The 24,712-nt window shown below is 66.9% G+C and carries 34 protein-coding genes; 27 read left to right on the top strand and 7 right to left on the bottom strand.

The genetic code is table 11. From position 1 onward, the window contains the following. Nucleotides 1-158: 158 nt before the first annotated feature. The 14 genes from V5F49_RS18075 (at nt 159) to V5F49_RS18010 (ending at nt 6,111) form a co-directional block, all read left to right on the top strand. Nucleotides 159-470, top strand: a complete 312-nt coding sequence (locus tag V5F49_RS18075) for an XkdD/Y8K6 family phage-associated protein (RefSeq protein ID WP_394118260.1) — start codon at nt 159-161, stop codon at nt 468-470. A gap of 1 nt (nt 471) precedes the next feature. Continuing rightward, nucleotides 472-669, top strand: a complete 198-nt coding sequence (locus V5F49_RS18070; RefSeq protein ID WP_394118259.1) for a hypothetical protein — start codon at nt 472-474, stop codon at nt 667-669. Nucleotide 670: 1 nt separating this feature from the next. Beyond that, the gene (locus V5F49_RS18065) at nt 671-961 is read left to right on the top strand and encodes a hypothetical protein (RefSeq protein ID WP_394118258.1); all 291 of its coding nucleotides are present in this window, start codon (nt 671-673) and stop codon (nt 959-961) included. Then, nucleotides 958-1,176 (top strand): hypothetical protein, encoded by a 219-nt coding sequence (locus tag V5F49_RS18060; RefSeq protein WP_394118257.1) that lies wholly within the window; start codon nt 958-960, stop codon nt 1,174-1,176. Before V5F49_RS18065 ends, V5F49_RS18060 begins: the two co-directional genes overlap by 4 nt. Next, entirely contained in the window at nt 1,173-1,685 is a 513-nt protein-coding gene (locus tag V5F49_RS18055; RefSeq protein ID WP_394118256.1) for a hypothetical protein, read from the top strand. The genes V5F49_RS18060 and V5F49_RS18055 overlap by 4 nt, the downstream gene beginning before the upstream one ends. Nucleotides 1,686-1,687: 2 nt before the next feature. Then, complete coding sequence (locus V5F49_RS18050) at nt 1,688-2,644, top strand: radical SAM protein (protein WP_394118255.1); 957 nt, start codon at nt 1,688-1,690, stop codon at nt 2,642-2,644. A 183-nt stretch (nt 2,645-2,827) separates the two neighbouring features. Continuing rightward, the gene (locus tag V5F49_RS18045; RefSeq protein ID WP_394118254.1) at nt 2,828-3,022 is read left to right on the top strand and encodes a hypothetical protein; all 195 of its coding nucleotides are present in this window, start codon (nt 2,828-2,830) and stop codon (nt 3,020-3,022) included. Between the two features lie 2 nt (nt 3,023-3,024). After that, on the top strand, nt 3,025-3,324 hold the full coding sequence (locus V5F49_RS18040) for a hypothetical protein (RefSeq protein WP_394118253.1): 300 nt from the start codon (nt 3,025-3,027) through the stop codon (nt 3,322-3,324). Next, nucleotides 3,311-3,568, top strand: a complete 258-nt coding sequence (locus V5F49_RS18035) for a hypothetical protein (protein WP_394118252.1) — start codon at nt 3,311-3,313, stop codon at nt 3,566-3,568. The genes V5F49_RS18040 and V5F49_RS18035 overlap by 14 nt, the downstream gene beginning before the upstream one ends. Further along, nucleotides 3,565-4,308, top strand: a complete 744-nt coding sequence (locus V5F49_RS18030; RefSeq protein ID WP_394118251.1) for a PD-(D/E)XK nuclease family protein — start codon at nt 3,565-3,567, stop codon at nt 4,306-4,308. The genes V5F49_RS18035 and V5F49_RS18030 overlap by 4 nt, the downstream gene beginning before the upstream one ends. A 1-nt stretch (nt 4,309) precedes the next feature. Then, the gene (locus V5F49_RS18025; protein WP_394118250.1) at nt 4,310-5,005 is read left to right on the top strand and encodes a Rad52/Rad22 family DNA repair protein; all 696 of its coding nucleotides are present in this window, start codon (nt 4,310-4,312) and stop codon (nt 5,003-5,005) included. Beyond that, nucleotides 5,002-5,412, top strand: a complete 411-nt coding sequence (locus V5F49_RS18020) for a recombination protein NinB (RefSeq protein WP_394118249.1) — start codon at nt 5,002-5,004, stop codon at nt 5,410-5,412. The genes V5F49_RS18025 and V5F49_RS18020 overlap by 4 nt, the downstream gene beginning before the upstream one ends. Then, nucleotides 5,409-5,759, top strand: coding sequence for a hypothetical protein (locus V5F49_RS18015; protein ID WP_394118248.1), 351 nt, complete (start codon nt 5,409-5,411; stop codon nt 5,757-5,759). The genes V5F49_RS18020 and V5F49_RS18015 overlap by 4 nt, the downstream gene beginning before the upstream one ends. Further along, the gene (locus V5F49_RS18010; protein WP_394118247.1) at nt 5,743-6,111 is read left to right on the top strand and encodes an HNH endonuclease; all 369 of its coding nucleotides are present in this window, start codon (nt 5,743-5,745) and stop codon (nt 6,109-6,111) included. The genes V5F49_RS18015 and V5F49_RS18010 overlap by 17 nt, the downstream gene beginning before the upstream one ends. A gap of 1 nt (nt 6,112) precedes the next feature. On the opposite strand, the gene V5F49_RS18005 is transcribed toward V5F49_RS18010, so the two are convergent. Further along, complete coding sequence (locus tag V5F49_RS18005; protein ID WP_394118246.1) at nt 6,113-6,622, bottom strand: GIY-YIG nuclease family protein; 510 nt, start codon at nt 6,620-6,622, stop codon at nt 6,113-6,115. Then, complete coding sequence (locus V5F49_RS18000) at nt 6,623-6,826, bottom strand: ribbon-helix-helix domain-containing protein (protein ID WP_394118245.1); 204 nt, start codon at nt 6,824-6,826, stop codon at nt 6,623-6,625. Between the two features lie 87 nt (nt 6,827-6,913). Here V5F49_RS18000 and V5F49_RS17995 point away from each other — a divergent pair, with 87 nt between their 5' ends. From V5F49_RS17995 to V5F49_RS17945, 11 genes are all read left to right on the top strand, one after another. Continuing rightward, the gene (locus tag V5F49_RS17995; protein WP_394118244.1) at nt 6,914-7,333 is read left to right on the top strand and encodes a hypothetical protein; all 420 of its coding nucleotides are present in this window, start codon (nt 6,914-6,916) and stop codon (nt 7,331-7,333) included. Nucleotides 7,334-7,522: 189 nt separating this feature from the next. Then, complete coding sequence (locus tag V5F49_RS17990; RefSeq protein WP_394118243.1) at nt 7,523-7,750, top strand: hypothetical protein; 228 nt, start codon at nt 7,523-7,525, stop codon at nt 7,748-7,750. Then, the gene (locus V5F49_RS17985; protein ID WP_394118242.1) at nt 7,740-7,913 is read left to right on the top strand and encodes a hypothetical protein; all 174 of its coding nucleotides are present in this window, start codon (nt 7,740-7,742) and stop codon (nt 7,911-7,913) included. The genes V5F49_RS17990 and V5F49_RS17985 overlap by 11 nt, the downstream gene beginning before the upstream one ends. Next, a complete protein-coding gene (locus V5F49_RS17980) occupies nt 7,910-8,119 on the top strand; it encodes a hypothetical protein (RefSeq protein WP_394118241.1) in 210 nt (69 codons plus the stop codon). The genes V5F49_RS17985 and V5F49_RS17980 overlap by 4 nt, the downstream gene beginning before the upstream one ends. Further along, on the top strand, nt 8,112-8,387 hold the full coding sequence (locus V5F49_RS17975) for a hypothetical protein (RefSeq protein WP_394118240.1): 276 nt from the start codon (nt 8,112-8,114) through the stop codon (nt 8,385-8,387). Before V5F49_RS17980 ends, V5F49_RS17975 begins: the two co-directional genes overlap by 8 nt. Beyond that, nucleotides 8,380-9,117 carry a hypothetical protein gene (locus tag V5F49_RS17970; protein ID WP_394118239.1) on the top strand — a complete coding sequence of 246 codons (738 nt, stop codon included), beginning with the start codon at nt 8,380-8,382 and terminating at the stop codon, nt 9,115-9,117. Before V5F49_RS17975 ends, V5F49_RS17970 begins: the two co-directional genes overlap by 8 nt. After that, a complete protein-coding gene (locus V5F49_RS17965) occupies nt 9,104-10,621 on the top strand; it encodes a hypothetical protein (protein ID WP_394118238.1) in 1,518 nt (505 codons plus the stop codon). The genes V5F49_RS17970 and V5F49_RS17965 overlap by 14 nt, the downstream gene beginning before the upstream one ends. After that, nucleotides 10,621-10,848, top strand: coding sequence for a winged helix-turn-helix domain-containing protein (locus V5F49_RS17960; protein ID WP_394118237.1), 228 nt, complete (start codon nt 10,621-10,623; stop codon nt 10,846-10,848). The genes V5F49_RS17965 and V5F49_RS17960 overlap by 1 nt, the downstream gene beginning before the upstream one ends. A 516-nt stretch (nt 10,849-11,364) precedes the next feature. Further along, complete coding sequence (locus tag V5F49_RS17955) at nt 11,365-11,991, top strand: hypothetical protein (protein ID WP_394118235.1); 627 nt, start codon at nt 11,365-11,367, stop codon at nt 11,989-11,991. After that, complete coding sequence (locus V5F49_RS17950) at nt 11,984-12,283, top strand: hypothetical protein (RefSeq protein ID WP_394118234.1); 300 nt, start codon at nt 11,984-11,986, stop codon at nt 12,281-12,283. The genes V5F49_RS17955 and V5F49_RS17950 overlap by 8 nt, the downstream gene beginning before the upstream one ends. A 261-nt stretch (nt 12,284-12,544) precedes the next feature. Further along, the gene (locus V5F49_RS17945; RefSeq protein ID WP_394118233.1) at nt 12,545-13,561 is read left to right on the top strand and encodes a site-specific integrase; all 1,017 of its coding nucleotides are present in this window, start codon (nt 12,545-12,547) and stop codon (nt 13,559-13,561) included. 13 nt (nt 13,562-13,574) lie between these two features. Here the strand turns inward: V5F49_RS17945 and V5F49_RS17940 are convergent, their stop codons facing one another. Both V5F49_RS17940 and V5F49_RS17935 read right to left on the bottom strand, forming a co-directional pair. Beyond that, complete coding sequence (locus V5F49_RS17940) at nt 13,575-14,864, bottom strand: DNA-packaging protein (RefSeq protein ID WP_394118232.1); 1,290 nt, start codon at nt 14,862-14,864, stop codon at nt 13,575-13,577. Then, nucleotides 14,767-15,324 (bottom strand): terminase gpP N-terminus-related DNA-binding protein, encoded by a 558-nt coding sequence (locus tag V5F49_RS17935; RefSeq protein ID WP_394118231.1) that lies wholly within the window; start codon nt 15,322-15,324, stop codon nt 14,767-14,769. Before V5F49_RS17935 ends, V5F49_RS17940 begins: the two co-directional genes overlap by 98 nt. 278 nt (nt 15,325-15,602) lie before the next feature. On the opposite strand from V5F49_RS17935, the gene V5F49_RS17930 reads away from it, so the two are divergent. Then, nucleotides 15,603-16,283, top strand: a complete 681-nt coding sequence (locus V5F49_RS17930) for a hypothetical protein (protein ID WP_394118230.1) — start codon at nt 15,603-15,605, stop codon at nt 16,281-16,283. A 1,354-nt stretch (nt 16,284-17,637) separates the two neighbouring features. Here V5F49_RS17930 and V5F49_RS17925 read toward each other — a convergent pair. After that, a complete protein-coding gene (locus tag V5F49_RS17925) occupies nt 17,638-19,920 on the bottom strand; it encodes an NADP-dependent malic enzyme (RefSeq protein WP_394116900.1) in 2,283 nt (760 codons plus the stop codon). Nucleotides 19,921-20,070: 150 nt separating this feature from the next. On the opposite strand from V5F49_RS17925, the gene V5F49_RS17920 reads away from it, so the two are divergent. Beyond that, on the top strand, nt 20,071-22,128 hold the full coding sequence (locus V5F49_RS17920; RefSeq protein ID WP_394116899.1) for an aq_1923 C-terminal domain: 2,058 nt from the start codon (nt 20,071-20,073) through the stop codon (nt 22,126-22,128). A gap of 60 nt (nt 22,129-22,188) precedes the next feature. Here V5F49_RS17920 and V5F49_RS17915 read toward each other — a convergent pair whose 3' ends face one another. Continuing rightward, nucleotides 22,189-22,608, bottom strand: coding sequence for a DUF2059 domain-containing protein (locus V5F49_RS17915; RefSeq protein ID WP_394116898.1), 420 nt, complete (start codon nt 22,606-22,608; stop codon nt 22,189-22,191). A gap of 75 nt (nt 22,609-22,683) precedes the next feature. Continuing rightward, the gene (gene aspS / locus V5F49_RS17910) at nt 22,684-24,561 is read right to left on the bottom strand and encodes an aspartate--tRNA ligase (protein ID WP_394116897.1); all 1,878 of its coding nucleotides are present in this window, start codon (nt 24,559-24,561) and stop codon (nt 22,684-22,686) included. Between the last annotated feature and the right edge of the window lie 151 nt (nt 24,562-24,712).

The following is a 24,712-nucleotide window of genomic DNA, read 5'->3' as shown; positions in this document are numbered from 1 at the left end:
GGATGGAATATCCGGGGCGAAATAGTTCCGCATCAACACTTTAGCCGATTTGGGTTTGAATGCAACGGACGCTCAATCCGCAAATATGCAAAAGGCGAATGACGGACTCTACTATAACATTACTACCCGCCCTTCTCTCCAATAGGGGGAACAAGATCATGTCCGAGACGAAGTTCGCGCCGGGGCCATATCGCGTCGTTCATGGCCATCCGCTCAATGCGTGCCTTTACCTGCACGACAGTGACGGCCACGAAGTTGCGGTTCTGTACGGTGGACAAGACAGCGGCGCCGAAGCGGATGAAGACGGGCGCTGGTCCGATCAACCGATCCGCGATGCGACGGCGCATCTTCTATCGGCATCTGCTGATCTGGTAGAAGCGCTCCAATACTGTGTCGAGCGCGATCCCGGCCTCAAGGCGCACGCGAACGTCATGGCCGCCCTCTCCAAAGCATCCGGCAAGGGAGAGTGACATGTCCGAACCTGAGAAGCTGCACCTCATCGTCATCACTCGCGACATGAAGACTGGCGCGGTGACTTCGCGGAAGACCATCGACCACAACGACAAGGAAGATCGCGTGTGGCTCGGCAGGCATTGCTTCTGGGCTTTTCGCAATGGCCATTCGGTCGAGACGTTTAACCGCTCCGACCTGCCTTCCAAGGAGGCGTGACATGCTCGACATCACCCGCTCCAACGACCGCGAACGCTTTGCCGACCCGCATGCCGCCGCCCGCGCCAAGGAACGCGCCGAGCACCTGCGCGGTGTCCTCGCCCGGATCGAGGACTTCAAGGGCCGCACCATCGCCGAGGGCCAGCGCCTGTTTGAGGACGCGCACTACTCCGGCGCCGACTTCGGCCCGCTTGGGTACGCCCACGCGATGCGGGACTTCCGCGTCGCAATCGAGGACGCGCTTTCCGGAGTGATCCCGGCTGCGCGCCTGAGCGTGGAGGACGACCGGTGAGCACGAACCCGTTCTTCAGCATGCATGTCCATGGGACGGTCCATCTGGCCAGCGTCGCCGCCGAGGCCCTGGTTCTCGACATCGGGCGCGCCAACGGCCCCGACATTCTGATCTTCACGGGGGATCGTGAGCTTTCGCAGAAGCTCGCCGCCGCGATCAATGCGACGCTCGCCGCGCACCGCGCGCCCATCAGCATTCAGGAGGCGGCGGAATGAAGACCGTCACCTGCAACGGATGCGCCTTCGACGGTGCCTGTGGCGTCCAGAAAGACCGGCGCAAGACGCTGCGCGGCATGGGCATTACCGCCGTCAGGTTCATCTGCCGCGACCGGGCCGATGTGTTCCAGCCCGGACAGGCTGTGATCTTCACGACGTTCATCGCGGACGAAGATGAGGGGTATCGCGGCGGCGTGGTCCAAGTCAGCTATGCCGGATATGCCATCAAGCAGATGGGGACCAAGCTGTTCGGCTACATCAAACCGGACGCAGAAGATGTTGCGGGCGAAGGCATTCCGTTTGAAGCCCGCAGCGGCGGCTTTGTGAAGATGCCGATCAAGCGCGTGAAGGCTGACAACAGCCGCCCTTCCGTAGACCTCTCACTTTGCCGGTACTGCGGCGGATACGTCAATTTCGGGCAATGCCTCAAAGACCCAACATGGCCCCCGCCACCCGGCTCATGTGCGGCTGAGAACGCAAAGTCTAGCATTCAGGAGGCGGCGGAGTAGTCATGAACACGTTCTGGAATAACATTCGTCGGGTCGATGATGAAGCCGAGCGCGTCGCGAAATTCGTCTTCACGAAGGGCGATGCCGTCGCCGAAGCGGTGCTCTACCGCTACCCCGATTATCAGACGCGCACCGTCATCTGTTGCTCGACGCAATCCGGGTGCCCGATGGGATGCCGGTTCTGCGGGGCCGGAGATCACTTCGTACGGAACCTCACGGCGGAAGAGATCGTGAGCCAAGTGGCGCACTGCCTCGATCAGGTGGACTGTAATCCGCAGGACATCGGCCGGCTCCAGATCATGTTCATGTCGATGGGTGAACCGTTGCTCAATCTCGCGGCGCTCATCCCGGCCCTTCGCGCGCTGCATGGGACATGGCCGAAAGCCGCCCTACTGATCAGCACGTCCGGGCCGCGCGTCGATATGGCGCCGGTCATCAGCATCAGCCGTGAGATCCCGACTATCGGGCTCCAGTTCTCGGTGCATGAAACCTCCGACGCCGCGCGGGATCAGCTTGTGCCCTTCCGGGCTAAGATGGGGCTGCATGACATGGCTCTTGCGGGGAACCTCTGGTTTCAGGAGGTCGGGCGCAATCCGTTCTTCAACTACTGCGCCCACGACCGCAACACCTCGGATGACGACGCGGACTTTCTCCGCCGCTGGTTCGTGCCGGAAGTCTTCGAGGCCACGGTGTCTGTCGTCTGCGAGCGCAGCGATGGCCTTCCCGCGACGAACGATCATCAGCGCGCGCTCGCCGTCGATTTCTCCAGCAAGCTGCTCCAGCGCGGCTTCAACGTCCGGGTGTTTGACCCGGCCGGGCAAGACACCATCGGCGGCGGGTGCGGGCAGCTCTGGTTCGTTCAGGACTGGATGACCCAGCACCCCGACATGGCAAAGCCGTCCATCGGCTGCGGCAAACCGGAAGTTCACGCGCCTGTTCCGGTGACGGCCGATGCCTGACATTCTCCCCTTCCCATCCCGACGCGCCGCACCCCCAGCGGCGCCAGAACAGCCGGCCGGCATGTCGTCCCCCAAGACTGTCGTGCCGGCTGTTCACCCCAACAACGTGGTGAGCCTGGATGAGAGGCGGCCAAAGGCTTCTCCCATCTTCCCGATCTATCCGTTCTTTCCGTGGGGTTTCTGATGACCAGCGCAGAACAGACCGAAGCCATCAAGAAGACCATGCAGGACGAGAAGTGTGGGAAGGATGAAGTGATCCGCGAGTTGGTGGATGCTCTGAACGATTGCGCAGGCTGGATTCGTCGATACCACTTTGAGGACCGTCCAGATCTTCTCGTGAATGCTGGCGCCGCCCTCCGCAAAGCAGGAGCACTCTGACCATGGCTCTCGACATCCTCACTGCCGCAGCCTTGTTCTCCAGCGCTGCCGCGGGCTCTCTGGTGACTGGCGCCATCATGTCCCGCCGTACGTCCGAACTGTCCTACCGCGTCGCGTGCCTGCGTGGGACGCTCGCTCTTGTCCTGTCTGGCCTCAAGAACAAAGAGGCCCGATGGCACCTTGAGCGAACCATTGAGCATGTGTTGGAGCTGACAGACGAAGACGAGGCTGTCGGCGACTTCACTGTCCCTCCGGTAATGCCGGTGCATGTTGTGGGAGATGCGAACAATGCATCACGCTGAAATGATGCTATCTCGGATCACCGACCGCATCCACGGGAAGTGTTCAACTCTCGCGATCGATGCACGACCTCTTTCCGAATACGCGCGAAAGGCATCGAAAGATCAGTTCAAGACCGTGCAGGAATACGACCTTGAGCGCGCCTTGGCTGCTCTGGATCGAGCGCGCGCCGACATCAACGAAGCACTGGCGGAACTGCGTTCACATCGTGTGGAGCGCGCCGCTCATCTGGAGGCTGCGGAATGAGCGCGTTTGAAAAGCATGGCATCCGCCACCTGTCCGCGTCCTCTCTTGGGCTGTGGCGCGAAAACCCCGGCCTGTGGTCGTTGAAGTACCTCGGCGGCATGAAGGACGATGCCGGCCCGGCGGCGTGGCGCGGCTCTGCGGTCGAAGGCGGAATGCTCGCGCTCCTGCATGGCCGGGAGCTTGCCGAAGCCAAGGAAAAGGCTCTGTCGGCGTTCGATGCCACCTGCCAAGGCGAGCTGTCCGATGAGATCGCCGCCGAGCGCGCGCTGATCAGCCCTATGCTGGACGTGATCGCCACGATGCCCAAACAGCCGTCGCCCCTGGTGGCCTCTCAGATCAAGGTCGAATGCTGGCTGGACGAAGTGGATGCGCCGCTCATCGGCTACATCGATTTCGTCTTCGAGGATGGCACGGTTCTGGACCTGAAGACGACGAAGGCGTGCCCATCCTCAGCCAAGGCCCCGCATGTGCGTCAGGTGTCGGCCTACATGCTGGCGCGACGCACCGACCTTGGCGGCTTGGTCTACGTCACCGGCAAGAAGTTTGCCAACTACGGCATCACGCCGGAAGAGCGGGATTTCGCCATCAAGGATCTCACGCGGGACGCCCTGTCTCTACAGCGGTTCCTTGAGCGGTTCGATACGCCCATGCAGGCCATGGACGTGCTGCCCATGAACACCGACGACTTTCGGTGGTCCGACGCGGCGACGGAATTCCTCATGAAGCTGGAGGCGGCCTGACATGAGCAACGACCTCTTCGTCGCCCTCGCGGCGCCATTCCATCCAGAGCGTGTGTCGTGGCGCGTCGGCTCCACAACCGGCGACAAAAAGAAGGGCATGGCACTGGCCTACATCGATGCCCGCGACGTGATGGACCGGCTGGATTCCGTCGTCGGACCGGCCAACTGGCGCCGCGTCCACCCGCACGCCAATGGGCGCACCCTGTGCTCGCTGGAGATCAAGATCGGCGGCGAGTGGGTGGCGAAAGAAGACGGCGCCGGCGACACCGATGTGGAGGCTGAGAAGGGCGCACTGTCCGACGCCTTCAAGCGCGCGGCCGTGAATTGGGGCATCGGCCGATATCTCTACGATCTGCCGTCTCCGTGGGTGGAGATCGAACAGGCCGGGAAGTCCTATCGGATCGCCGAGAAGGAGCACGAGAAACTAGAGGCTATTCTGAAGCGCGATGCGCGCGAGTTTGTTCCCGCCGCTGCGTCCGCCCCGAAGTCTCAGGAGAAAGCACCGCCGGCCGACCCGCCTCCGAATGTGGACGCGCTCCTGCACAGCGTCAGCCTGATGGAGACGCTGGACGAATTGAAGGCGTGGGCGGCAGATAACAAGGCTGGAATTGATGCCTTGGATGACATCACCAAGGCCCGAGTGCGCGGCGCCTATGGAGAACGGCAGAAGGCTCTTGCCGGAGGTGCCGCAGCATGAGCCGTGTCCTCCTCATTCTCCGCAGCAAAATGGACCGCGAACTCGCCGCTTCATGGGTGAAGAATGCCCCCTACGGCACGCGCCTGGAATTCAAGGAAGCAAAGAGAACCGTACCGCAGAACGACCGCATGTGGGCGCTTCTGACGGATGTCGCCCGGCAGGTGGACTACCACGGACTGCGCCTGTCTCCGGCCGACTGGAAGCTGATCTTCCTCGACGCGCTGAAGCGTGAAGTGCGGATGGTGCCGAACCTCGACGGAAATGGCTTCGTGAGCCTCGGCCGGTCATCGTCCGATCTGTCGAAAAGTGAAATGTCCGATTTGATGGCGCTGATCGAAGAATTCGCAGCGCGGAATGGTGTGGTGTTCACGGACGATGGTGCCGTGGGTAAGGGAGCGGCAGCATGAGCGGCAACGATCCCCACGACATCATCCGCACCATGACCCCGGAAGAGGCGGATATGTTCCGCGAGCGCCTTGCGAATGCACTTCTCGACAGGCTGGCAACTGCCGAGGAAAAGGTGCCAGTTCTGGAGGTGGAGTTGGCGCACACGCGCTCATATCTCGCCGAGGCCCGCGCCGAGAATTACCGCCTGACGGCTTCCATGGGTGACGACGCCATCCCTGTAATCGCACTCGCCATGTCCGAGCGGAGGAAGGTGCTCATCGCCCAACCCATGTCTCAGATCTGGCGACCCCTTGCCGAGGAAGCTGTCCGGGTAATCAGGGAGAGGGCCTATGGCAAGAACCGTTGAGGAATGGGTCGGGCCAAATCCTGACAGCTCCATCCCGCCTCGGGTACGCCTACGCGTATTCGAGCGAGCCGGAGGCCGATGCGAGGAATGCACCCGCAAGCTCGGTCCCGGAGACGCATGGCAGGCGGACCACATCGTCGCCCTAGTGAACGGAGGCGAGAACCGCGAGCGAAACCTGCGCTGCCTGTGCTCATGGTGTCACGCAAAGAAAACCGCAGGCGACGTTGCGGAAAAGGCAAGGGTCGCTGCTGTTCGCAAGAAGCATGTCGGGATCAAGCCCCCGTCACGCTGGCCCACGGCTCGAAACGGGAAATACAAGCAAAAGATCGGAGGCAAGGTCGAGTTGCGCTGACCTATTCCGGCCTGTCCGGCTTCTGGCGCTCACGGCGTTTCAGTTCGGCCTCGACAGCGGCGCGCATGAAGTCGGACTGAGTTTCGCCATTCGCAATTACGGACTTGATCCGAATGAGCGTGCCAGCGGCAAAGTTCGTCCGCGCCCACTCTTTGTGGCCGAGGTTTTTGTCTCTCCCGGTAACAGGCGGGATCATGGAGAATTCATCATGAGCCTTAAGCGCACCGGGCGAGAGAGCCTGACGAACGGCGGCTTCGGCCTCCTCCTGCGTGACGTTGAACCATTCCTTTTGAAGGTGCTTGTCTCGCAGAATCCAATGAACGTATCGCTCGGCGGCTTGAACAATCGCCGCGCCGGCAGGCCATTTCCCAACCATGAATATAGCGGCGTGCCCGTCTCGGACGTGGTCTTTCATCCGCTTGTCGGGATTGTACGCATAGCCAATTTTAAATGGACCGCCCTCGTATCCGCATACGTAAAGGTAGGCGTTAAGCTTGCTAAGGTCGGTCATTTACTTGACCCCCTTGGCGTAGTTTTCAACCATGATCCGGATCGCCTCAGACCGGGTGGGGATCTTCGGCTGAAGCCTGCGCCACTCGTCCACAAGATCGATCCACGAGTCGGGCACCATGACCTGCACTCGCTTGGTTTCAGACCCGGCCTTCAGCTTCGGAGGCATCGGCTTGCCCATGTTCGATTTCGCCTTCGCGTTCATAGCAGCCCCTTGCGATCGACACCATTATGAGTAAGATACTCATCAAGCGCGTTATGCGCAAGACGCAGGCGCGAAGGGAGCGCAGACATGCCGAAAATCACGATCCGCAGCACCAAGGAAATCGAGGCCGCCTATCTTCTGGTGGAGGCCGGCGTCCGCTACTGGGGCGATGCTGAGATCAATGGCGAGTTGGACACGGAGGACGGCGACCGCATGCCGTTCAATGTCCACGGGACTTGGAATCCCTTGATTGACCTCTCTGCCGGCAAAATCGAAGGGTGGCCGGGAGGCACGACCGCCAGCGTCCACTACAAGGTGTGCGACAATGGCGTTTATACGCTGCTGAACGCCCAGCGCGAGGAAATCGCCAAGATTAGCGGATACGTTCCGAAGATCATGTGCCCCGCAGGACGGGGCTATGGTGATTACATCATCATGGAAATCGGCCCGGATGGCACAATCAAGGATTTTGATTGTGACCTCGCTGCATTTGAGGAGGCCGCATGACCACCCCCGAACACCGCGCCCCTGAGGGCGGAAATGTGTGTTTGCAGTGCGGTGGCGATATCGGGCGCGGCATCCCGGATCGCGCTCCGCGCTACTGTTCCGCGGCCTGCGAGCGAAGGAGGCGCCCTTACGCTGAGCGGAATAAGCATCAGTGCGACAAGCACGAACGTTCTACCAGCGAGAAGACCGATGACTGACACCACTTCCCCTAAGGGCGGCAGGCCCGTGAGCGAGATGCAGACTTTCCAAACATACACGGAAGGCGGCGGCATCATTTACTTCATGATGCCGCGCGAGATGACCGAGAACGACCTGAGCGACCTTGAGGCTTATTTCGCGATCATTCTCCGGATGAAGCGCCGCATGGTCAAGGACGCCGAAATCTCCATCGCCGAAGGGGGCAAGGATGGCGACTGAACAGAGAGCATTCGCGGCGGTGAGCCCGGAAGGGAAGATCGCCATCCAGACAATTCGATCCACCCCCGATCAGGCCGCCGTTGCTAGCAATTTCTGGCGCGTCGTAGCCGCCGGCTGGCGCATCCGCCCCATCATCATCCGCCTTGAGGAGCAGGACAAATGACCTCTAAGACCAACAAGGAACTGCTGCTGCGGGTGGCGGCCCCGAACACGCTCTGCCCGTTCTGCGGCGCCTATTCTCCCCGCTCCTGCGAGATGGAAGAAGAGATGTGCTCCTGCCCATGGGAGGACAGCGAGCCAGACCCCGACATTCTCCGCGATGACACCCACGAGCGCGCGCGTCTGGCGAAGGAATTTTCCGATGAATGAATTCGAGCCTTCCGTTCATGCTGTCAAGCAGCCGATCCGAGAAGTAATCGTTACCTATGACGATTATCAGAACCACGTCATGGGCCTCGCCTATTGCGTCGGCATGGACGGCGTGACGCGCATCGAGCCATGCCTGAAATCCGGCGAGTACAGCAATATTCCATACCTCCGAATTTGGTCCGGAGACAGATGTATCGCGGAGTTCTGCCAGCACAAGGTAGCGGCTGTCCATTTCGCCAAAGATGAAGCGGAGTTGGCTGATGTCTAATGTCGCGCTCATCGCAGAACTGGACCGCCTGCATCACCGGGCCACCGACCTTCGCGCCCGCGAGGCCCAGCTTGCCGATGCTGGCGAGAACGACCCGGCGTCCGACACATGGAAGACTGCGGCGATCGTCGCGGCATCTGCCGAGTGCGAGTTCCACGCCGCCCTAGTCGCCGCATGGCCCACCATCTCCCGCGTCCTGCGCGAGGCGGCGGAGGGGTGTGCTCCGAAACAGGACACCAAGAGCTATTGGGGCTGGTGGGCAGGGTCCAGCGAAGAATATTGCACAGTCGGCCCGTGCGAAACTCGCGACGAAGTTATTGCCAATGCCACCGATGAGGTCTTAGGCGAATTTGAGGATGACAACGGCGTCTGGAAACTCGGCTTCCACATCTGCGAAGCCGAACAACGCCCGTTGCGTCTTGCCGAATATATTGAGGCGGACCGCTTCCTTGAGCGCGCGGAAGAAGCCTTATCCGACAGCGACCGTGTGGGCTGCGAAGGAGACGATGGCCCTTGGTTCGAAGCGACCGCCGAACAGGAAGCTGACCTGCGGCGCCGGATCGAGGCCGCCTGCGACGCGTGGCAGAAGGCGCACGGGCTCGTCTTCACCTGCAAGACGTTCAGCGACAGCCGGAACCACGAGCACGTGGTTGTCCCGCATCCGCTGCCTGAGGTTACGCCTCCGGCCCGCATCGAAGACGCAGAGGAGCCCAGCCATGACCGCCGCTGATCGAGACCGGGAAGCCTTCGAGGCGTGGTGCGCCGACACTTTCGGGCCCAATTGGGCTACCCATATCTGGCCCCCCGAACGCGACATGTGCCGCAAGACGTGGCAAGCCGCCCTCACCCACGCCCGCGCGCAAGCCGGCGAGCCGGTGGCTGGGCGAAAAGTGCCCGACGGGCAAACCCCGTTGGATGCGAACCTGAAACACCGATACCTCGACGTCATCAAAGAAGGCGAGATGGCCCGTGAAAGTGGGACCGGAAGCCCCTACCATGGGCACTCCTTGGAGCATTGCCTACACGCCGTCGGTTGGGTCCACCGCGATCTGCGAATTGCTCTAGATCAGGCCAAGTCCCACCCCGCCCCCGCGCAGGAGCCGGTGGCGGTGCCGGCGGGGTGGAAGCTGGTGCCGGAGACGCCGACCGAGGAGATGCAGCGAGCCGGCTGGATCGACAAAGAAGATGTAACCCCGGCGGACATCTATGGGGCGATGCTTGCCGCCGCCCCCGTCCCCCCACCCGCCGAGAGCGGGGAGGACAATGGTCGTCTCTACGCCGGTATCCTGAAGCGCGGGGCGGCCTGCGCCGTGACCGATGGTGTGAAAGAAGCCCTCGCCAGCGTCGCCGCCCCGCAGTTTACGCCGGTTGTTCATGTCAACTTCACTTGCCAAGACGGTCCAGTAACCGGCCTCGCTTCCGCCCCCGTGAAATCTGTGACAGTCAATGACGATGGTAGCTTGCGGGTGGACCTTGATTATTGGCCAGCCTCGCAGCCGGCCGATCACCGCCGCGTGCAGGACGCCGCTCCGGCCCGCCCCGAGATGGACGCGCTGATTGCCGAGGCGAAGGCGCAGGCCCCGCAGCCGGGCGGGGCGGTGAAGGTCAAAGCGCTGGAGTGGGAAAAGTATTGGGCTGGCGGAGATGACCAAGGCTCGAAGAGCTGGATGGCATGGCGCCCCACCAACGCTATCACCGGCAGCGCTGCGCTCACCATCTACATGGATGGAGATAGTTGGACTGAGGGAACATGCGAGAGCGGTAAATTCCCCGATCTCGATACGGCAAAGCAGGCCCGACAGGACGACTACGAGCGCCGCATCCTCTCCGCCCTCGAACCAACCCCCACCTCCGACTGGAACGCGGGGACGGAGGTAGAAGTCCCACCTTCGGCCCTCGACCAGCCCCGCGCATGGTGGGCAGAGACCGGCACGGCCGGCGCGGGAGAGGGGTGCAACAAGCCCTTCTGGCTGCGGCACGAGGCCATCGATTACGTCCGCCAGCACGGCGGCCATGTCGCCCCGCTGTTCCGCCGCTACGAAGCCCCGCCTCAGGACAGGATGATCCTGATGCCGACCAACGCGACCGAGGAAATGCTGGCCGCGACGCATGATGCAAGCGGGCATATGCGCCTGCTCGAATTCACCATGCCGGAGGAGCGGTCGAAGCCCTTCCTGATCATGCGCGCCTGCTATCGAGCGATGGTGGATCACGTTCGTAAGGGAGGAGCGTGATGCCGTCACCTGGCTACAAGATCGGCGCAGACAATCGCGCAGCCGTGCGTGCGCTGCTCGCCTCGCATCTCGGGATCAGTCGCCGCGAGATTTCCGAGCGACTCGGGCTCAGCCCAATGGCTGTCACGCGTCACGTCGCAGCGATCCGCGCCGAATGGGGTGCGAAGCCTTTGCCGACGCGAGCCGGCCGCGCCCTTCCCCTCCCCACGCCGGCAGGGGAGGGCTGATGATGGCGACTGTTTTTCTAGACGGCCCAAACAACAGCACGCTGTTCACCACATGCTGTGAGGTGGCCATTCTGGACCACCAGAACTTATGCCCTCGATGCCATCAAGATGTTGTCCCATCAGGTGGGCCCGCCCGTTGGAATGCGGCCTACGGGCCGATCCGCCGCAAGCAGCGGTGGTACGGGAATTGGTTCCCGAACCACGGGAAGGGGCGCGGCTATTACGAAAGCCAGCAGGCGAAGAAACCCCGCCCCGCCACCCCATCTCACCCCGAAGGCAGGGAGGGCGCGTGAATGGCGAAGCTGACGAGCGCGCGGCGCCAAGCCCTTGCCAAGATGTCTAAATTTGGAGATGCCGGCTGCGAGATAAAAGACGCCCTTACCTCCCGAAACCAGATGCCGACCCTTGTATTTGCAGGATGGGCTGAGCACTGCGGATGGGCCGACACTCGTGGAAATGTCCCGCTCTTTCGCATCACCCCCGCCGGCCGCGCAGCCCTATCCCAGGAGGACGACCATGCCGGGAAGTGACGATCTGGTGGCGCGGCTCCACAATGCCGAGCGCCACGAGTTTCAGGCAACCGCCTTGCAGCGCGTGCCGGTGCATCGATCGGACGCTCGCAAGCTCTTCATCGAAGCAGCTTCCGCCCTCGCCTCACGAGACAAGGAGATCGAGAGGCTGCGCGACCTATTCCGCGTGGACGGCGAACAGCATGCTGCGCACGTCAAGGGGCTGACAGAGCGGCACGAGGCTCGGATCACGAAATACGCTGACGCTGTAGCTGAACAGCGCGCCCTCGCCGCCACAGCGACCCGCGACCGGGACGAGGCTATCCGCGAGATGTCCGAATGGGCGAAGAAGGCCGGCGAGGCCGAAGGGCGTCTCAAGGCATCGGAGTGGCCCGACGTGGTCGAAGGATGGAGGGAGCGCGCCGAGACAGCAGAGCGCGAGCGGGACGAAGCGCGGGCCGAGGTGGAGCGGCTGCGGAATGCGCTGGAGCCGTTCGCACGGGCCGATCGCGCCATCGGCAATGAGCCTGGACCGTTCCGCTTTGAAACCGGCACGGGATATCGGCTGATAGAGCGCCACGATCTGCGCCAAGCCAGCGCCGCCCTCCACCACGAAGGAGGCGAGCATGGCTAGTGAGCCGCGTGTGAAATCTCCGGCGGAACAGTTCAGAGACACCTTCCGCGCCGGGCGTCTGGCAGGGCTGCGGGAGGCGGTGGAGTATCACGAGGCCGAAGCCGCGAAAGTGCAACCGGCATGGCCCCCGCTTGCATCGGTCGCTGTTCCTGAGGCCGAAGCGCTGGCAATCCGGCGAGACATCAGCGGGCACAACCGATGGAGCGCCATGGTGTTCCGCGCCCGCATCGCGGAGCTGGAAGAGGAGGCGGGACTCGCCCCACCCAAGCGCGAGGAGGCGCCGGAAGGATGAGCCTGACTTCACCGCCCGCCTACCTGAGCAGGGCGACCCTCGCCGCGCAGCTCGATATGTCGGAAAGCACCGTAGACGAGATGGTCCGTCGCGGCGTTCTGCCGAGGCCGCTGCGCCTGTCCAACGGGTGCGTCCGCTGGTCGTGGGCGTCCGTGGAAGCCGCCCTTGCCTCTTTGGCGCCGACTGGCGAGCATAAGGCCCCCGAAGATCCGTTCATAGCCGGAGCACGCCGTGCCGCGCAAATCGCGAAAGAAGGGCGCCGTGGAACTGCCTAAGCACGTGCACCGGGTCGTCTCCCGAGCGCGGGAGTACTTCTATTACCAAGTCGGGCGCGGCACCGCGAACGAAGGGCCCCGCACGCGCCTGCCGGATGACCCGCATGACCCGGCGTTCTGGATCGCAGTCCGCGAGGCGCAGGGCACCGTAGAAGCGGACCCGGTGATGACGTTTGGCGACGTGTGCGATCTGTACGAGACGTCACCGCATTTTGCCAAGCTCGGCGATGGAACCAAGGACCAATACCGGCGTGGGCTGAAGCACGCTCGGAACGCATGGGCCAAGCTGGCGGCCGACCAGCTTCGGCCGGTCTACGTCCGAACGCTCCTTGATGAGCTGGCCGACACGCCAGGGACAGCGAACACCGTATTGGGCGTCCTCCGTGCTCTGTCCGCGTGGGGGTGCGCTCGGGATCACTTCCCGCACTCCATCACGCACGGGGTCAAGCCCTACGCCAAGGATGGCGGCCACAAGCCCTGGACCGACGCGCAGCTCGCCTCCGCCGAGGAGCACCTGACGGGAATGGCCCGGCGGGGGTTTTTCCTCGCGCGCTACACGGGGCAGCGAGGCTCGGATGTGGTCCGGCTTGGCGAGACGTTCATTGACGAAGGCGGGTTCCATTTGGTGCAGCAGAAGACGCGCGCCGAGGTGTGGTGCCCTATTGAGCCCGAACTGGCCGCGGAAATGGCGAAATGGGACAGGGCGCCCGGCCCGTACCTTCGGCAGGATAGCGGCAAGCCATATTCCCGGAAGCTCCTAGACCGGCATTTCGCCGAGCAACGGGACAAGATCCCAGCGCTGGCCGGCGTAACCTTGCACGGCCTGCGGTCCACCCGCGTTGTGGAATTGAAGCGCAGAGGCAGCACCACGAGCCAGATCGAAGCGCAGGTTGGGATGAGCCTCGCGATGATCGATCGCTACAGCCGGTTTGCCGACAAGAAGGCTGACGGGAAGGCGGCAGTGGTAAGCTTGGAGGAACGCCGCAAGAACAAGCCGGTGTAAAATTTTGCAAAACCTATGGACTGAAACAAGCATCTGCGCTAGAAAAGACTAAATCACACATCTCGTCCTCCAACGCCGGGAAGGCACCGGCGTGGCGCACCCGCCCCTGCTCGTAGAGCGCGGCCACGGGCTCGGCCCGCAGGTATTTTCCCCGGGTGGCGCGCACCGCCTCCACCGGAACCTGCGGGTCCACCTCGGCGATCACGGCGCGCACCATCTCGCCGCCCTGGTTCACCTCGGCGACGATCACGTCGGCCTCCAGCCTTGCGAACAGCGCCACCGCCCGCGCCGCCCATTGGGCCGGGCGCAGGCCGCGCGCGCTTTCATCCGCCAGCACATGCACCACGCCCGCCGCATCGATGCCCGCCGCCACCAGCCCGCAGGCGTCGGCGCCGGCGCGGGAGGAGGCGGGCGGGTCCACCGCCACCACGACGCGGGCGAGCGGCGGGGCCGCCGCCTCCCGCAGCGCCTCCAGCGCCGGGCGGGAGAACAGGGCGTCGGGCCGGTCCTCGATCAATTCGCCGTTGAGCTCCTGCCGGCCGAGGCGCGTGCCGCCATAGCGGCTCAGCACCTGGCCGAGGAAGCCGGGGGCGAGATGGAAGGCATTGTCCGCCGTGCGCGCCCGCGTCACCGCCGTGGCCGGGTCCGCCAGCAGGCGACGGATGAGGGCGCCGGGGCGCGGCGTCGTGGTCACCATCTGGCGCGGCCGCGCGCCCAGCCTCAGCCCGAACTGCAGCATGTCGAAGGTCGCCTCGGCGCGCTTCCACTTGGCGAGCTCGTCCAGCCAGGCGGCGGCGAACTGCGGGCCGCGCAGACTTTCCGGGTCCTCTGCCGAAAACCCCTGCGCCACCGCGCCATTGGGCCATTCGAGGCGGCGGCGGGTGGGCTCCCAGCGCGGCCGCTCGGCGCGCGGATGCACGGCAAGCAGGCCGGAGACGCCCTCCACCATCACCTCGCGCAGGTCGGCCATGGTCTCCGCCACCAGCGCGATGCGCGTCACCGGCTCGCTGGCGAAGGGCGGGCGGCCGAGCGCCAGCCCGCGCACCCATTCGGCGCCGGCGCGGGTCTTGCCGGCGCCCCGCCCGCCCAGCACCAGCCAGGTGGTCCAGGGCGCGCCGCCCTGCGCGGCATCCGGCGGCAGCTGGTCGTCGCGGGCCCACAATTCCCAGTCGGCGAGCAGGAGCGCGGCCTCGGCCTCGGGCAGGTCACGCAGCAGGGTCTGCGCCGTCCCCGCCCGCGCGCAGGCGGTCAAGGCGGCGCGCAAGCTCGCGGCGGAAGGTGTCGAGGTCGCGGACGGCGTCATCTTCCTGCTTCACCTTGCGCGATTTGGCGTGCTCGCTCTCCAGCGCGGAGAGCTCCCTGAGGGTGCGGGCGAGGACCGCGAGGGCGCGGGCGTCCTTCTCGGCGTCGGCGGCGGGCCGGGGCCGGGCGGCGTCGGGGTCCGCCTCGGCGGCGATGGCGGCGGCGAGGCGCTGCTCGATCTCGTCGAGCTGGCGCTCGGCGGCGCGCCACAGCCGCGCCAGGAGATGGCCGCGGGCCGGCGCGGCAGCGCGGGTGCCCGGCGCCAGCGTCACCCGCCGGGTGACGGGACGCAGCGTCACCGTGCCGTCGGCGGCGATGTCGCGGTCGATCCAGTAGTACACCTGCGACGGCTTCAGCCCGGTCCGCCGGGCGATCTCCGCGAGCGGCGCGCCGGCCTCGTAGAGCTGACGCGCGAGCGGCGCCATGGCCGGCGCCTTGCGGGGCGGCAACGGTTTGCGCATGGGATGTGTCCGGAAAGGCGGCGCCCGAGCGGCGCCAGAGGGCCGCGGCCCGATCCATCAGGCGGCTTGCGGCCGGGGCGAAGCGAGCGGCGCCCGTCGGGCACACGTCTCGAACATGGCGAAACACTAGCGGGGCAGCGTGACGCTGTCAAGGATATTATTCCTGTAACAGGACCATTTTCCGCAAAGCCGGCCACCGCGACCGGTTCGGCTTGGCGCAAGGCGCGGGGCTGCGCTATGGATGGGGGTCGGCTGAGCCGGCCTCTGCCCAAGGCGTGATGGACGTGATGCTGCTGTTCCCGGCCGTGCTGCCGCTGATGTTTCTGGCCTGCCTGCTGGCGCCCGCCCGGGCGCTGGAGCCGGCCGGGCCGGGCTTCGCCTGGCCGGACACGCCCGCCACCCGCCGCGCCGCGCAGGACCAGCTGGAGACGCTGAACCGCGAGCTGCTCTCCCACCCCAGCGCCACCGCCACGCTGGAGCGCTGGTGCGGCAGCCATGGCATCGGCGCGCCGGCGCTGGTGCGGGCGGAACGGGTGCGCGAGGCCGACGCCACGGTGCCGGACGAGGTGCGCGCCCTGCTCGGCGCCGGGCCCGACACGCCGGTGCGCCACCGCCGGGTGCGGCTGGTGTGCGGCGCCGTGGTGCTCTCGGACGCGGACAATTACTACCTGCCCGGCCGGCTGACGGCGGAGATGAACACCGCGCTCGACACCACCGACACGCCGTTCGGCAAGGCGGTGCGGGCGTTGGATTTCCGCCGCCGCACGCTGGAGGCGCGCCTGCTGTGGACCCCGGCGGAGACGCTCGGCGCCAGCGTCACGCCCGCCGCGGCGACACTCGAGATGCCGGCGTTCGTGCTGATGCACCGGGCGGTGCTGACCCTGCCGGACGGCACCCCGTTCAGCGCGCTGATCGAGCGCTACACCTCCGGCGTCCTCGCCTTCCCCGCCCCGCGCTGAAGCTCGGACGACCGGCGCGCCCCGCCCCCGCGGTCCGGCGGCATGAAAGGCGCTCCCTGCAAGACCGGACGAGGCTCGGGCTCGGCCGCCGGTTCGGCCCGCCTCGGCCCGGTACGGCGGTGGAGCGGCTGCCGGGAGGGCGGCTGGAGGAGCGGGCCGCGATGCGCGCCCGGCGAGGCCGCGACCGAGCCCGCCGCCGCGCGGCAGCACCCGTCGCCGCGGGCCGATCGGCAGCCGTGGCCCATGGAAAGCCGGAGGGTCGGTCCGCTTGGGACGAACGCCCGGCCGAGACGGATGCCCGGCCAAGATACGGCGCTGGCAGGTGGGCGGCGGGGGCCGAAGCCGCTCCCCGGCGCCGCCCCGCCCCGGGAGTGGCGGCAACGCGATGAACCGGGTCGCCGGGCGGGCGAACAGCGAATGACCTTCGCGAGACCGGCACGCCCGTCCGCCCCGCGGAGGTCCGCCCAGAATTAACGCCAGACAAGTGCCCGGCCGGCGGCGGGGGCCGAAGCCGCTCCCCGGCGCGCCCCGCCCCGGGAGTGGCGGCAACGCGATGAACCGGGTCGCCGGGCGGGCGAACAGCGAATGACCTTCGCGAGACCGGCACGCCCGTCCGCCCCGCGGAGGTCCGCCCAGAATTAACGCCAGACAAGTGCCCGGCCGGCGGCGGGGGCCGAAGCCGCTCCCCGGCGCCGCCCCGCCCCGGGAGTGGCGGCAACGCGATGAACCGGGTCGCCGGGCGGGAGAACAGCGAATGACCTTCGCGAGACCAGCAGGCCGGTCCGCCCCGAGGAGGTCCGCCCAGAATTGACGCCAGACAAGTGCCCGGCCGGCGGCGGGGCCGAAGCCGCTCCCCGGCGCCACCCCGCCCCGGGAGTGGCAGCAACGCGACGAACCGGGTCGCCGGGCGGGAGAACAGCGAATGATCGCAGCAAAACCGGCGCGCCGGTCCGCCGGGAATCGACGCCGGGCACGGCCCCTCCGGGCCGGCGGCCGGATCGGCGACGCGGGGGCCCATCTGTCGGCTTGAGTGCCGCTCGTTCAGCGCCGGCGGTGCCGGCCGGGGCAGGCCGGTGTCAGCCGTGCACCAGAAGCGCCGGAGGGAGAGAAGAGCCGGCAGGGAAGGGGTCGCATCCATCGGCAGACCGGGACGGGCCGAGGCGGCGCCGCCGGCACCCATCGGAGATCCGACGCCCTGCCCCCGAGGCGCTCGGGCATCCATCGGCGGGGCGCCCATCGGAATCCCGTCCGCCGGGCGCGCCGCGCGCTCCAGCGGAGCGGGCACGATTGGGGGGCGCGGCCCCGCATCCGGAGGGAAACCGGCGCCCGCCGTGAAGCGCGCGCCGGGTCAGGATCAGTCGACGGTCTGGGCCTCGGCCACGGCCACGGCGGTCATGTTGACCACGCCGCGGGTGGTGACGGTGGGGCCGAGGATGTGCGCCGGCTTGGCCGTGCCCATCAGGATCGGGCCCACCGGCAGCGCGTCGCCCAGCACCTTGATCATGTTGAAGGCGATGTCGGCGGCGTCGAGGTCGGGCATCACCAGCACGTTGGCCACGCCGGTGAGGGTGGAGTTGGGGAACGAGCGGCGGCGGATGTCCTCCATCAGAGCCGCGTCCGCCTGCATCTCGCCGTCCACCACGAGGCTCGGCTCGCGCTCGCGGATGATGGAGAGGGCGGAGCGCACCCGCTTGGCGGAGAGCGTCTCGTGGCTGCCGAAGTTGGAGTGCGACAGCAGCGCGATGCGCGGCTCCAGCCCGAACCGGCGCACGTGGGCGGCGGCCAGCACGGTCATCTCCGCGAGGTCGGCGGCGGTGGGCTCGGTCTGGATCTGCGTGTCGCAGATGAAGAAGTTGCCCTTGGAGGTGATGAGCAGCGACAGGGCCGCCAGCTCCTTCACGCCCGGCGCGAGGCCGATGATGTCGCGCACCTGCCGCAGGTGGCGGGTGAAGCGACCCTCGATGCCGCACAGCATGGCATCCGCCTCGCCGCGCTGCACGGCGAGCGCCGCGATCACGGTGGGATGGGTGCGCACCAGGGTGCGGGCGGCGTCCGGCGTCACGCCGCGGCGGCCGGCCACCTCCACATAGGTGCGCACGTAGTCGCGGTAGCGCGGATCATCCTCGGGATTGATGAGGTCGAAATCCTTGCCGGGGCGGATCGACAGGCCGAACCGCTTGAGGCGGGATTCCAGCACGTTGGGGCGCGCCACGATGATGGGATGGGCGATGCCCTCCTCCAGCACCGCCTGCACGGCGCGCAGCACGCGCTCGTCCTCGCCCTCGGCATAGATGACCCGCTTCACCTCCCGCTTCGCCCGGGCGAACAGCGGCCGCATGATGAAGCCGGAGCGGAACACGAAATGGTCCAGCTGCTCGATGTAGGCGTCCATGTCGGCGATGGGCCGGGTGGCGATGCCGGTGTCCATGGCCGCCTTCGCCACCGCCGGCGCGATGCGCAGGATGAGGCGCGGGTCGAACGGCGAGGGAATGAGCGAATCGGCGCCGAACGAGCGGGTCTCGCCGCCATAGGCGCGCGCCACCACGTCGGAGGGGGTCTCGCGGGCGAGCGCCGCGAGGGCCTCCACCGCCGCCATCTTCATCTCGGCGTTGATGTCGGTCGCCCCGACATCCAGCGCCCCGCGGAAGATGTAGGGGAAGCACAGGACGTTGTTGACCTGGTTGGGGAAGTCCGAGCGTCCGGTGCAGATCATGGCGTCCGGCCGGGCCTCGCGGGCCTCCTCGGGCATGATCTCGGGCATGGGGTTGGCGAGGGCGAGGATGAGCGGGTGGTCCGCCATCTTCTTCACCATCTCCGGCTTCAGCACCCCGCCCGCGGACAGGCCGAGGAAGATGTGCGCGCCGTCGATCACCTCGTCCAGGGTGCGCTTGTCGGTCTTCTGGGCATAGATCTCCTTGTAGGGATCCATGAGGGTGTTGCGGCCGTCATAGACCACGCCCTCGATGTCCGTGACCCAGATGTTCTCCTTCCGCGCGCCGAGCGTGACGAGCAGGTTGAGGCAGGCGAGCGCGGCCGCGCCGGCGCCGGACGTGACGATCTTCACGTCCTCGATCTTGCGGTTGCCCACCTCGAGCGCGTTGCGCACCGCCGCGCCGACGATGATGGCCGTGCCGTGCTGGTCGTCGTGGAAGACCGGGATCTTCATGCGCGCGCGCAGCTGGGCTTCCACCTCGAAGCACTCGGGGGCCTTGATGTCCTCGAGGTTGATGCCGCCGAAGGTGGGCTCCAGCGCGCTCACCACGTCGACCATGCGCTCGACGGTCATGGCGTCGATCTCGATGTCGAACACGTCGATGCCGGCGAACTTCTTGAACAGGACCGCCTTGCCTTCCATCACCGGCTTGCCGGCGAGCGGGCCGATGTTGCCGAGGCCGAGGACGGCGGTGCCGTTGGAGACGACGGCGACCAGATTGGCGCGGATGGTCAGGTCGGCCGCCTGCAGCGGATCAGCGGCGATGGCCTCGCAGGCCGCCGCGACGCCGGGCGAATAGGCGTGGGCGAGATCGCGCTGGTTGCCCAGCGGTTTGGTCGCCTGGATCTCCAGCTTCCCGGGCTTCGGGTTGCGGTGATAGTACAGCGCGCCCGAGCGCAGATCCTCGGAAATATTGGACGCCATACCCGAACCCCCTCCTGGAAACGGTCACCTCGGTCAAACGGGGCTGCAAACTAGCCGCGCAGCCTTTCCATGTCACGGGCGGGGATGAAAATTGCGCTATGTTGCGTCCGCATGGCTTAGCTGCGGTGCAGGATGACCGGGGAGACAGGCATGAACGGGAAAAACGTGGCGCGGATCGCCGGCGGCGTCGCGGTGGTGGCGGCGCTGGGGGCGGCCGGCTGGTTCGGCTTCCTGGAATGGTCCCGCACCCGCGTCCGCGCCGAGGTGGACGCAGCGTTCGCGGGCATTCGCCAGACCGGCGCGCGCGCGGCCTTCGCCGATGCCACCTTCAACCCGCGCGAGATGGGAATCACCGTCACCGGCATCTCGGTCATCTCGCCCGACGGCGGCGCGCGGGTGAAGGTGGACCGCCTCTCCGCCCGCGGCGGCGAGCGGCCGGTGGATCGCCGGGTGACGCTGGAGGCGCTCGACCTCGATGGGGTGGAGATCACCGTCACTGGTGATTCGGCCGCCGGCGGCACCATCACCTATTCCCTGCCGCAGGTGATGATCGACCGCTACAACGGCCCCATGACGCTGATCGCCGCCGGCGAGGGCGACGGCCCCTATGGCGCGCTCAGGGTGGCGCTGCGGCAGCTGGCCGCCACCACCGCCGCCAAGGTGACCGTTCCCGAGGCGCGGGTGCAGATCGCCCCGGCCGGCGCTCCCCAGGCCGAGCTGGCCTATCGCAACTTCGCGGCGGAAGGCGTGAATGCCGGTGCCATCCGCAGCATGGTGGTGGACCGCGTGACCTACGCCTTCACCCCGCCCGCGACCGGCGCGGACCAGCCCGCGGGCACCGGCGCGGCGCAGGGGGATGCCGCGAAGCCGGCCGCGCCGGGCCGCGTCACCGGGCAGGTGGACGGGCTGGTCGCCGCGCAGGTGGACACCGCGCCCCTGCTCCTGATGACCCAGCCGGGCGGGCCCGCGGGCAAGGCGGCGGAGGCCTATGGCCGGCTCTACGGCAAGCTCGTCACCGGTCCCTATTCGGTGAAGCAGGAGAACGGCCCGTCCCACGGGGCGGCGGCGCTCCTGGTGGAGAACCTCGCCATCCGGCCCGCGGCGTTCGACGTCTCCCGCCTCGCGGCGCTGGACGCCCTCGGCCGCAAGGCGCCCAACCTCTCGCCGGAGGACAACCGCCGCCTGACCGAGCTGTCGCGCGATCTCGTCAACGGGATCGCCTTCGGCACCATCGCCATCACCCGCGCCACCTCGGAATTCCAGGGCGAGACCGGGCGCATCGCCTCGCTGCGGCTCGAGGGGCTGACCGGAGGAGTGCTGGACGGCTTCACCCTCGAGGGGGTGGAAGGTGTCACGCCCGGCGCCGGCACCGGCAAGATGGCGCGCTTCGCCGTCCGCCAGCTGGACTTCAACCAGCTGGCGCGGCTGTCCGCCGAGGCCGACTCTCCGTCGCCCCTGACGGCCCTGCTGGTGTTCAAGGCGTTCTCGGGCATCGAGATGAAGGGGCTGGAAGTGCCCCACGGCGAGGGTCCAGCACCCACCGAGACCGTGAAGGTGGGCACCTTCGCCCTGTCGTGGGGCGGCTCGCTGGGGGCGCTGCCGTCCTATCTCGACTTCACGCTGGACGGCGTCTCCGGCCCGATCCGTCCCGAGGACGGCGAGCCGTTCAACACCCTCGCCGCCGCCGGCTTCTCGCGCGCCACCGTCTCCATGGCGCTGAAAGCGCATTACGACATCAACGACCGCCGCCTCACCCTCGCCCCGGTCTCCACCGAGGTGAAGGACGCCTTCCGCGTGAACCTGGAGAGCACGCTGGAGGATGTGCCCGACACGGTGTTCGCCGATCCCTCGGGCATTCTCACGGCGCTGCCGGGGGTGGCGGCCGGGCCGGTGAAGCTGACCATCACCGATCTCGGCATGACGCGCCTCGTCCTGTCCCAGCTCGCCGCCGCGGACGGCGTGAGCGTGGACGCCTATCGGGAAGAGCTGGTGTCGCTGGCCGAGGGCATCGCCGCCGAGCTGTCCACGGCCTCGCCGGAAATCGCGCCGGTGGGCAGCGCTGTCGTGGCCTTCCTGCGCGATCCCGGCACGCTCACCATCACCGCCACGCCGAAGGGGCGCGTGCCGGCGCTGGCGCTGGCGCTGTCGAGCGATCCCTCGGTGCTGCTGGAGGCCTTCACCCTGTCGGCGACCGCCACCAAGCCCTGACGCTTCCGGCCCTGACGCATCCGGCCCGGACGGCAGCCAGCGCCGCCCGGGCCGTGCCGGTCAGCGGGCGGCGTTGGCGGCCGCCACCATCTTCATGATCTGCTGCTGGATGGCCGTGTTCACCTCGGCCGGCTTGTTCTCTTCCACCTGCACCAGCTTCTTGCCCACCGGGCTCTCGAAGAAGGCGACGATGGCCTTCAGCTCGTCGGCGGTGAAGGAGCGCGCGTAATAGCTGGAGAAGACGCTGACCAGATCCTCGCGGATGCCCACGGATGCCTTGGTCAGGTCGGCGCGCGCCTGCGCCTGCTTGTCGGCGGGCAGCTTGGCGACGGCCTCGCCGATCATCCGGCTGATGCGGCCGTCGAGGCCGGGAGCGACGGAAAGGGTCACCGCCTTCTGGGCGAGGCCGGCATCCTGCGCGAGCGCCGGGACCGGCGAGAGAAGCGCCGCGACAACCAGCCAGGTAGAGACATTCCGCATGGGGGCATTCCTCCGGGGAGGGCCGGCCGCGTCGTGCGCGCGGCGCTCGCGTCTCCCCGGAGCGAACACTACACCTTATTTCGGCTGCGGCGCCGGGCGAATGTGAAGCTCGCGCAGCTGCTTCGGGCTCGCCTCGTTGGGCGCGCCCATGAGCAGGTCGAGGGCCTGCTGGTTCATGGGGAAGATCGAGATCTCGCGCAGGTTGGTGGTGCCGCACAGGAGCATGACGATGCGGTCCACGCCCGCCGCCATGCCGCCATGGGGCGGGGCGCCGTACTGGAACGCGCGATACATGCCACCGAAACGCTCCACAACGGTCGCCTCGTCATAGCCGGCGAGCTCGAACGCCTTCACCATGGCCTCGGGGCGATGGTTGCGGATGCCGCCGGAGGCGATCTCGTAGCCGTTGCAGGCGATGTCGTACTGGAACGCCTTGATGGTGAGCGGGTCCTGCGTGTTCAGCGCCTCAAGACCGCCCTGCGGCATGGAGAAGGGGTTGTGGGAGAAGTCCACCTTCTTCTCCTCCTCCGAATACTCGTAGAAGGGGAAGTCGACGATCCAGGCCAGCTCGAAGCGGTCCTTGTCGATGAGGTTCAGCTCTTCGCCCACCCTGGTGCGGGCAAGGCCGGCGAACTTCACGAACTTGTCCGGGTCGCCGGCGACGAAGAAGGCGGCATCGCCGGCCTTGAGGCCCAGCTGGGCGCGGATCGCCTCGGTGCGCTCGGGGCCGATGTTGTTGGCGAGCGGGCCGGCGCCCACGACCTGAGTCGTGGGAATCCAAGCTGCCTCGCCCGGCTTCAAATGCTGTGTGTTTTGCGCGAGGGCACGGCCATCCTCCCCCTTGCCCATCGCCTCAGCCGAAGTTCCTTCCTGCCGCCACATGATGTAGCCAAGGCCCGGCTGGCCCTCGCCCTGCGCCCAGGAGTTCATGCGGTCGCAGAAGGCGCGCGAGCCGCCGCCGGGGGCGGGAATGGCCCACACCTGGTTCTTCTCCACCTCCAGCATGCGGGCGAACACCTTGAAGCCGGAGCCGCGGAAGTGGTCGGAGACGTTCTGCATGACGAGCGGGTTGCGCAGGTCCGGCTTGTCGGTGCCGTACTTGCGCAGCGACTCGGCATAGGGGATGCGCGGCCAGTTCTGCGTCACCGGCTTGCCGCCGGCGAACTCCTCGAACACGCCGGTGATCACCGGCTCCATGGCGGCGAACACGTCTTCCTGCTCGACGAAGCTCATCTCCAGGTCGAGCTGGTAGAACTCGCCCGGCAGGCGGTCGGCGCGCGGGTCCTCGTCGCGGAAGCAGGGCGCGATCTGGAAGTAGCGGTCGAAGCCGCTCATCATGATGAGCTGCTTGTACTGCTGCGGCGCCTGCGGCAGCGCATAGAACTTGCCGGGGTGCAGGCGGCTCGGCACCAGGAAGTCGCGCGCGCCCTCCGGCGAGGAGGCGGTGAGGATCGGCGTCTGGAACTCGAAGAAGCCCTGGTCCTTCATGCGCCGGCGCATGGCGTCGATGATGGCGCCGCGGGTCATGATGTTGCGGTGGAGCTTCTCGCGGCGAAGATCCAGGAAGCGGTACTTGAGCCGCGTCTCCTCCGGGTATTCCACATCGCCGAACACCGGCAGGGGCAGCTCGGCCGCCGGGCCCAGCACCTCGAGGTCGGTGGCGTAGACCTCGATGGCGCCGGTGGTCAGGTCCGGATTCTCGGTGCCCTCGGGGCGCAGGCGGACCTTGCCGTCGATGCGGATGACCCACTCGGAGCGCGCCTTCTCGGCGCCCTTGAAGGCCGGGCTGTCGGGGTCCACCACCACCTGGGTGAGGCCGTAATGGTCGCGCAGGTCGATGAACAGCACGCCGCCATGGTCGCGGATGCGGTGGCACCAGCCGGACAGGCGCACGATCTCGCCCACCTCGGCGGTCGAAAGCGCGCCGCAAGTATGGGAGCGGTAACGGTGCATGGCTCGCCCTTTCAAGGCAGAAGAGAGGCGACGCGGGGCGGCGGGCCCGGTGCCCGGACATCGAGCGCGCTGCCGCTACGGCGCGCGCCGGACGCCCTGGGCCCCGATCCGTCCCGGGCGCGACAAGGCGCGCGCCGCGGCACGGGCATCC

The organism is Xanthobacter lutulentifluminis (genome assembly GCF_043194675.2).
Taxonomy (GTDB): Bacteria; Pseudomonadota; Alphaproteobacteria; order Rhizobiales; family Xanthobacteraceae; genus Xanthobacter.
Note: the sequence above shows the minus strand (reverse complement) of the source record. Positions and strands in the feature narration are given on the sequence as shown.

Bases quoted from the DNA above. Each gene is read 5' to 3' on its own strand.
- V5F49_RS17970 (WP_394118239.1), top strand. From the start codon at position 8,380: ATGTCTAATGTCGCGCTCATCGCAGAACTGGACCGCCTGCATCACCGG.
- V5F49_RS17915 (WP_394116898.1), bottom strand. From the start codon at position 22,608: ATGCGGAATGTCTCTACCTGGCTGGTTGTCGCGGCGCTTCTCTCGCCG.
- V5F49_RS17975 (WP_394118240.1), top strand. From the start codon at position 8,112: ATGAATGAATTCGAGCCTTCCGTTCATGCTGTCAAGCAGCCGATCCGA.
- V5F49_RS17960 (WP_394118237.1), top strand. From the start codon at position 10,621: ATGCCGTCACCTGGCTACAAGATCGGCGCAGACAATCGCGCAGCCGTG.
- V5F49_RS18000 (WP_394118245.1), bottom strand. From the start codon at position 6,826: ATGAACGCGAAGGCGAAATCGAACATGGGCAAGCCGATGCCTCCGAAG.
- V5F49_RS17985 (WP_394118242.1), top strand. From the start codon at position 7,740: ATGGCGACTGAACAGAGAGCATTCGCGGCGGTGAGCCCGGAAGGGAAG.
- V5F49_RS17995 (WP_394118244.1), top strand. From the start codon at position 6,914: ATGCCGAAAATCACGATCCGCAGCACCAAGGAAATCGAGGCCGCCTAT.
- V5F49_RS17965 (WP_394118238.1), top strand. From the start codon at position 9,104: ATGACCGCCGCTGATCGAGACCGGGAAGCCTTCGAGGCGTGGTGCGCC.
- V5F49_RS18070 (WP_394118259.1), top strand. From the start codon at position 472: ATGTCCGAACCTGAGAAGCTGCACCTCATCGTCATCACTCGCGACATG.
- V5F49_RS18015 (WP_394118248.1), top strand. From the start codon at position 5,409: ATGAGCGGCAACGATCCCCACGACATCATCCGCACCATGACCCCGGAA.
- V5F49_RS17980 (WP_394118241.1), top strand. From the start codon at position 7,910: ATGACCTCTAAGACCAACAAGGAACTGCTGCTGCGGGTGGCGGCCCCG.
- V5F49_RS18055 (WP_394118256.1), top strand. From the start codon at position 1,173: ATGAAGACCGTCACCTGCAACGGATGCGCCTTCGACGGTGCCTGTGGC.
- V5F49_RS18005 (WP_394118246.1), bottom strand. From the start codon at position 6,622: ATGACCGACCTTAGCAAGCTTAACGCCTACCTTTACGTATGCGGATAC.
- V5F49_RS18030 (WP_394118251.1), top strand. From the start codon at position 3,565: ATGAGCGCGTTTGAAAAGCATGGCATCCGCCACCTGTCCGCGTCCTCT.
- V5F49_RS17955 (WP_394118235.1), top strand. From the start codon at position 11,365: ATGCCGGGAAGTGACGATCTGGTGGCGCGGCTCCACAATGCCGAGCGC.
- V5F49_RS18025 (WP_394118250.1), top strand. From the start codon at position 4,310: ATGAGCAACGACCTCTTCGTCGCCCTCGCGGCGCCATTCCATCCAGAG.
- V5F49_RS18035 (WP_394118252.1), top strand. From the start codon at position 3,311: ATGCATCACGCTGAAATGATGCTATCTCGGATCACCGACCGCATCCAC.
- V5F49_RS17920 (WP_394116899.1), top strand. From the start codon at position 20,071: ATGAACGGGAAAAACGTGGCGCGGATCGCCGGCGGCGTCGCGGTGGTG.
- V5F49_RS17950 (WP_394118234.1), top strand. From the start codon at position 11,984: ATGGCTAGTGAGCCGCGTGTGAAATCTCCGGCGGAACAGTTCAGAGAC.
- aspS (WP_394116897.1), bottom strand. From the start codon at position 24,561: ATGCACCGTTACCGCTCCCATACTTGCGGCGCGCTTTCGACCGCCGAG.
- V5F49_RS18010 (WP_394118247.1), top strand. From the start codon at position 5,743: ATGGCAAGAACCGTTGAGGAATGGGTCGGGCCAAATCCTGACAGCTCC.
- V5F49_RS18020 (WP_394118249.1), top strand. From the start codon at position 5,002: ATGAGCCGTGTCCTCCTCATTCTCCGCAGCAAAATGGACCGCGAACTC.
- V5F49_RS18075 (WP_394118260.1), top strand. From the start codon at position 159: ATGTCCGAGACGAAGTTCGCGCCGGGGCCATATCGCGTCGTTCATGGC.
- V5F49_RS18065 (WP_394118258.1), top strand. From the start codon at position 671: ATGCTCGACATCACCCGCTCCAACGACCGCGAACGCTTTGCCGACCCG.
- V5F49_RS18050 (WP_394118255.1), top strand. From the start codon at position 1,688: ATGAACACGTTCTGGAATAACATTCGTCGGGTCGATGATGAAGCCGAG.
- V5F49_RS17940 (WP_394118232.1), bottom strand. From the start codon at position 14,864: ATGACGCCGTCCGCGACCTCGACACCTTCCGCCGCGAGCTTGCGCGCC.
- V5F49_RS17935 (WP_394118231.1), bottom strand. From the start codon at position 15,324: ATGCGCAAACCGTTGCCGCCCCGCAAGGCGCCGGCCATGGCGCCGCTC.
- V5F49_RS17925 (WP_394116900.1), bottom strand. From the start codon at position 19,920: ATGGCGTCCAATATTTCCGAGGATCTGCGCTCGGGCGCGCTGTACTAT.
- V5F49_RS18040 (WP_394118253.1), top strand. From the start codon at position 3,025: ATGGCTCTCGACATCCTCACTGCCGCAGCCTTGTTCTCCAGCGCTGCC.
- V5F49_RS17930 (WP_394118230.1), top strand. From the start codon at position 15,603: ATGGACGTGATGCTGCTGTTCCCGGCCGTGCTGCCGCTGATGTTTCTG.
- V5F49_RS18045 (WP_394118254.1), top strand. From the start codon at position 2,828: ATGACCAGCGCAGAACAGACCGAAGCCATCAAGAAGACCATGCAGGAC.
- V5F49_RS17990 (WP_394118243.1), top strand. From the start codon at position 7,523: ATGACTGACACCACTTCCCCTAAGGGCGGCAGGCCCGTGAGCGAGATG.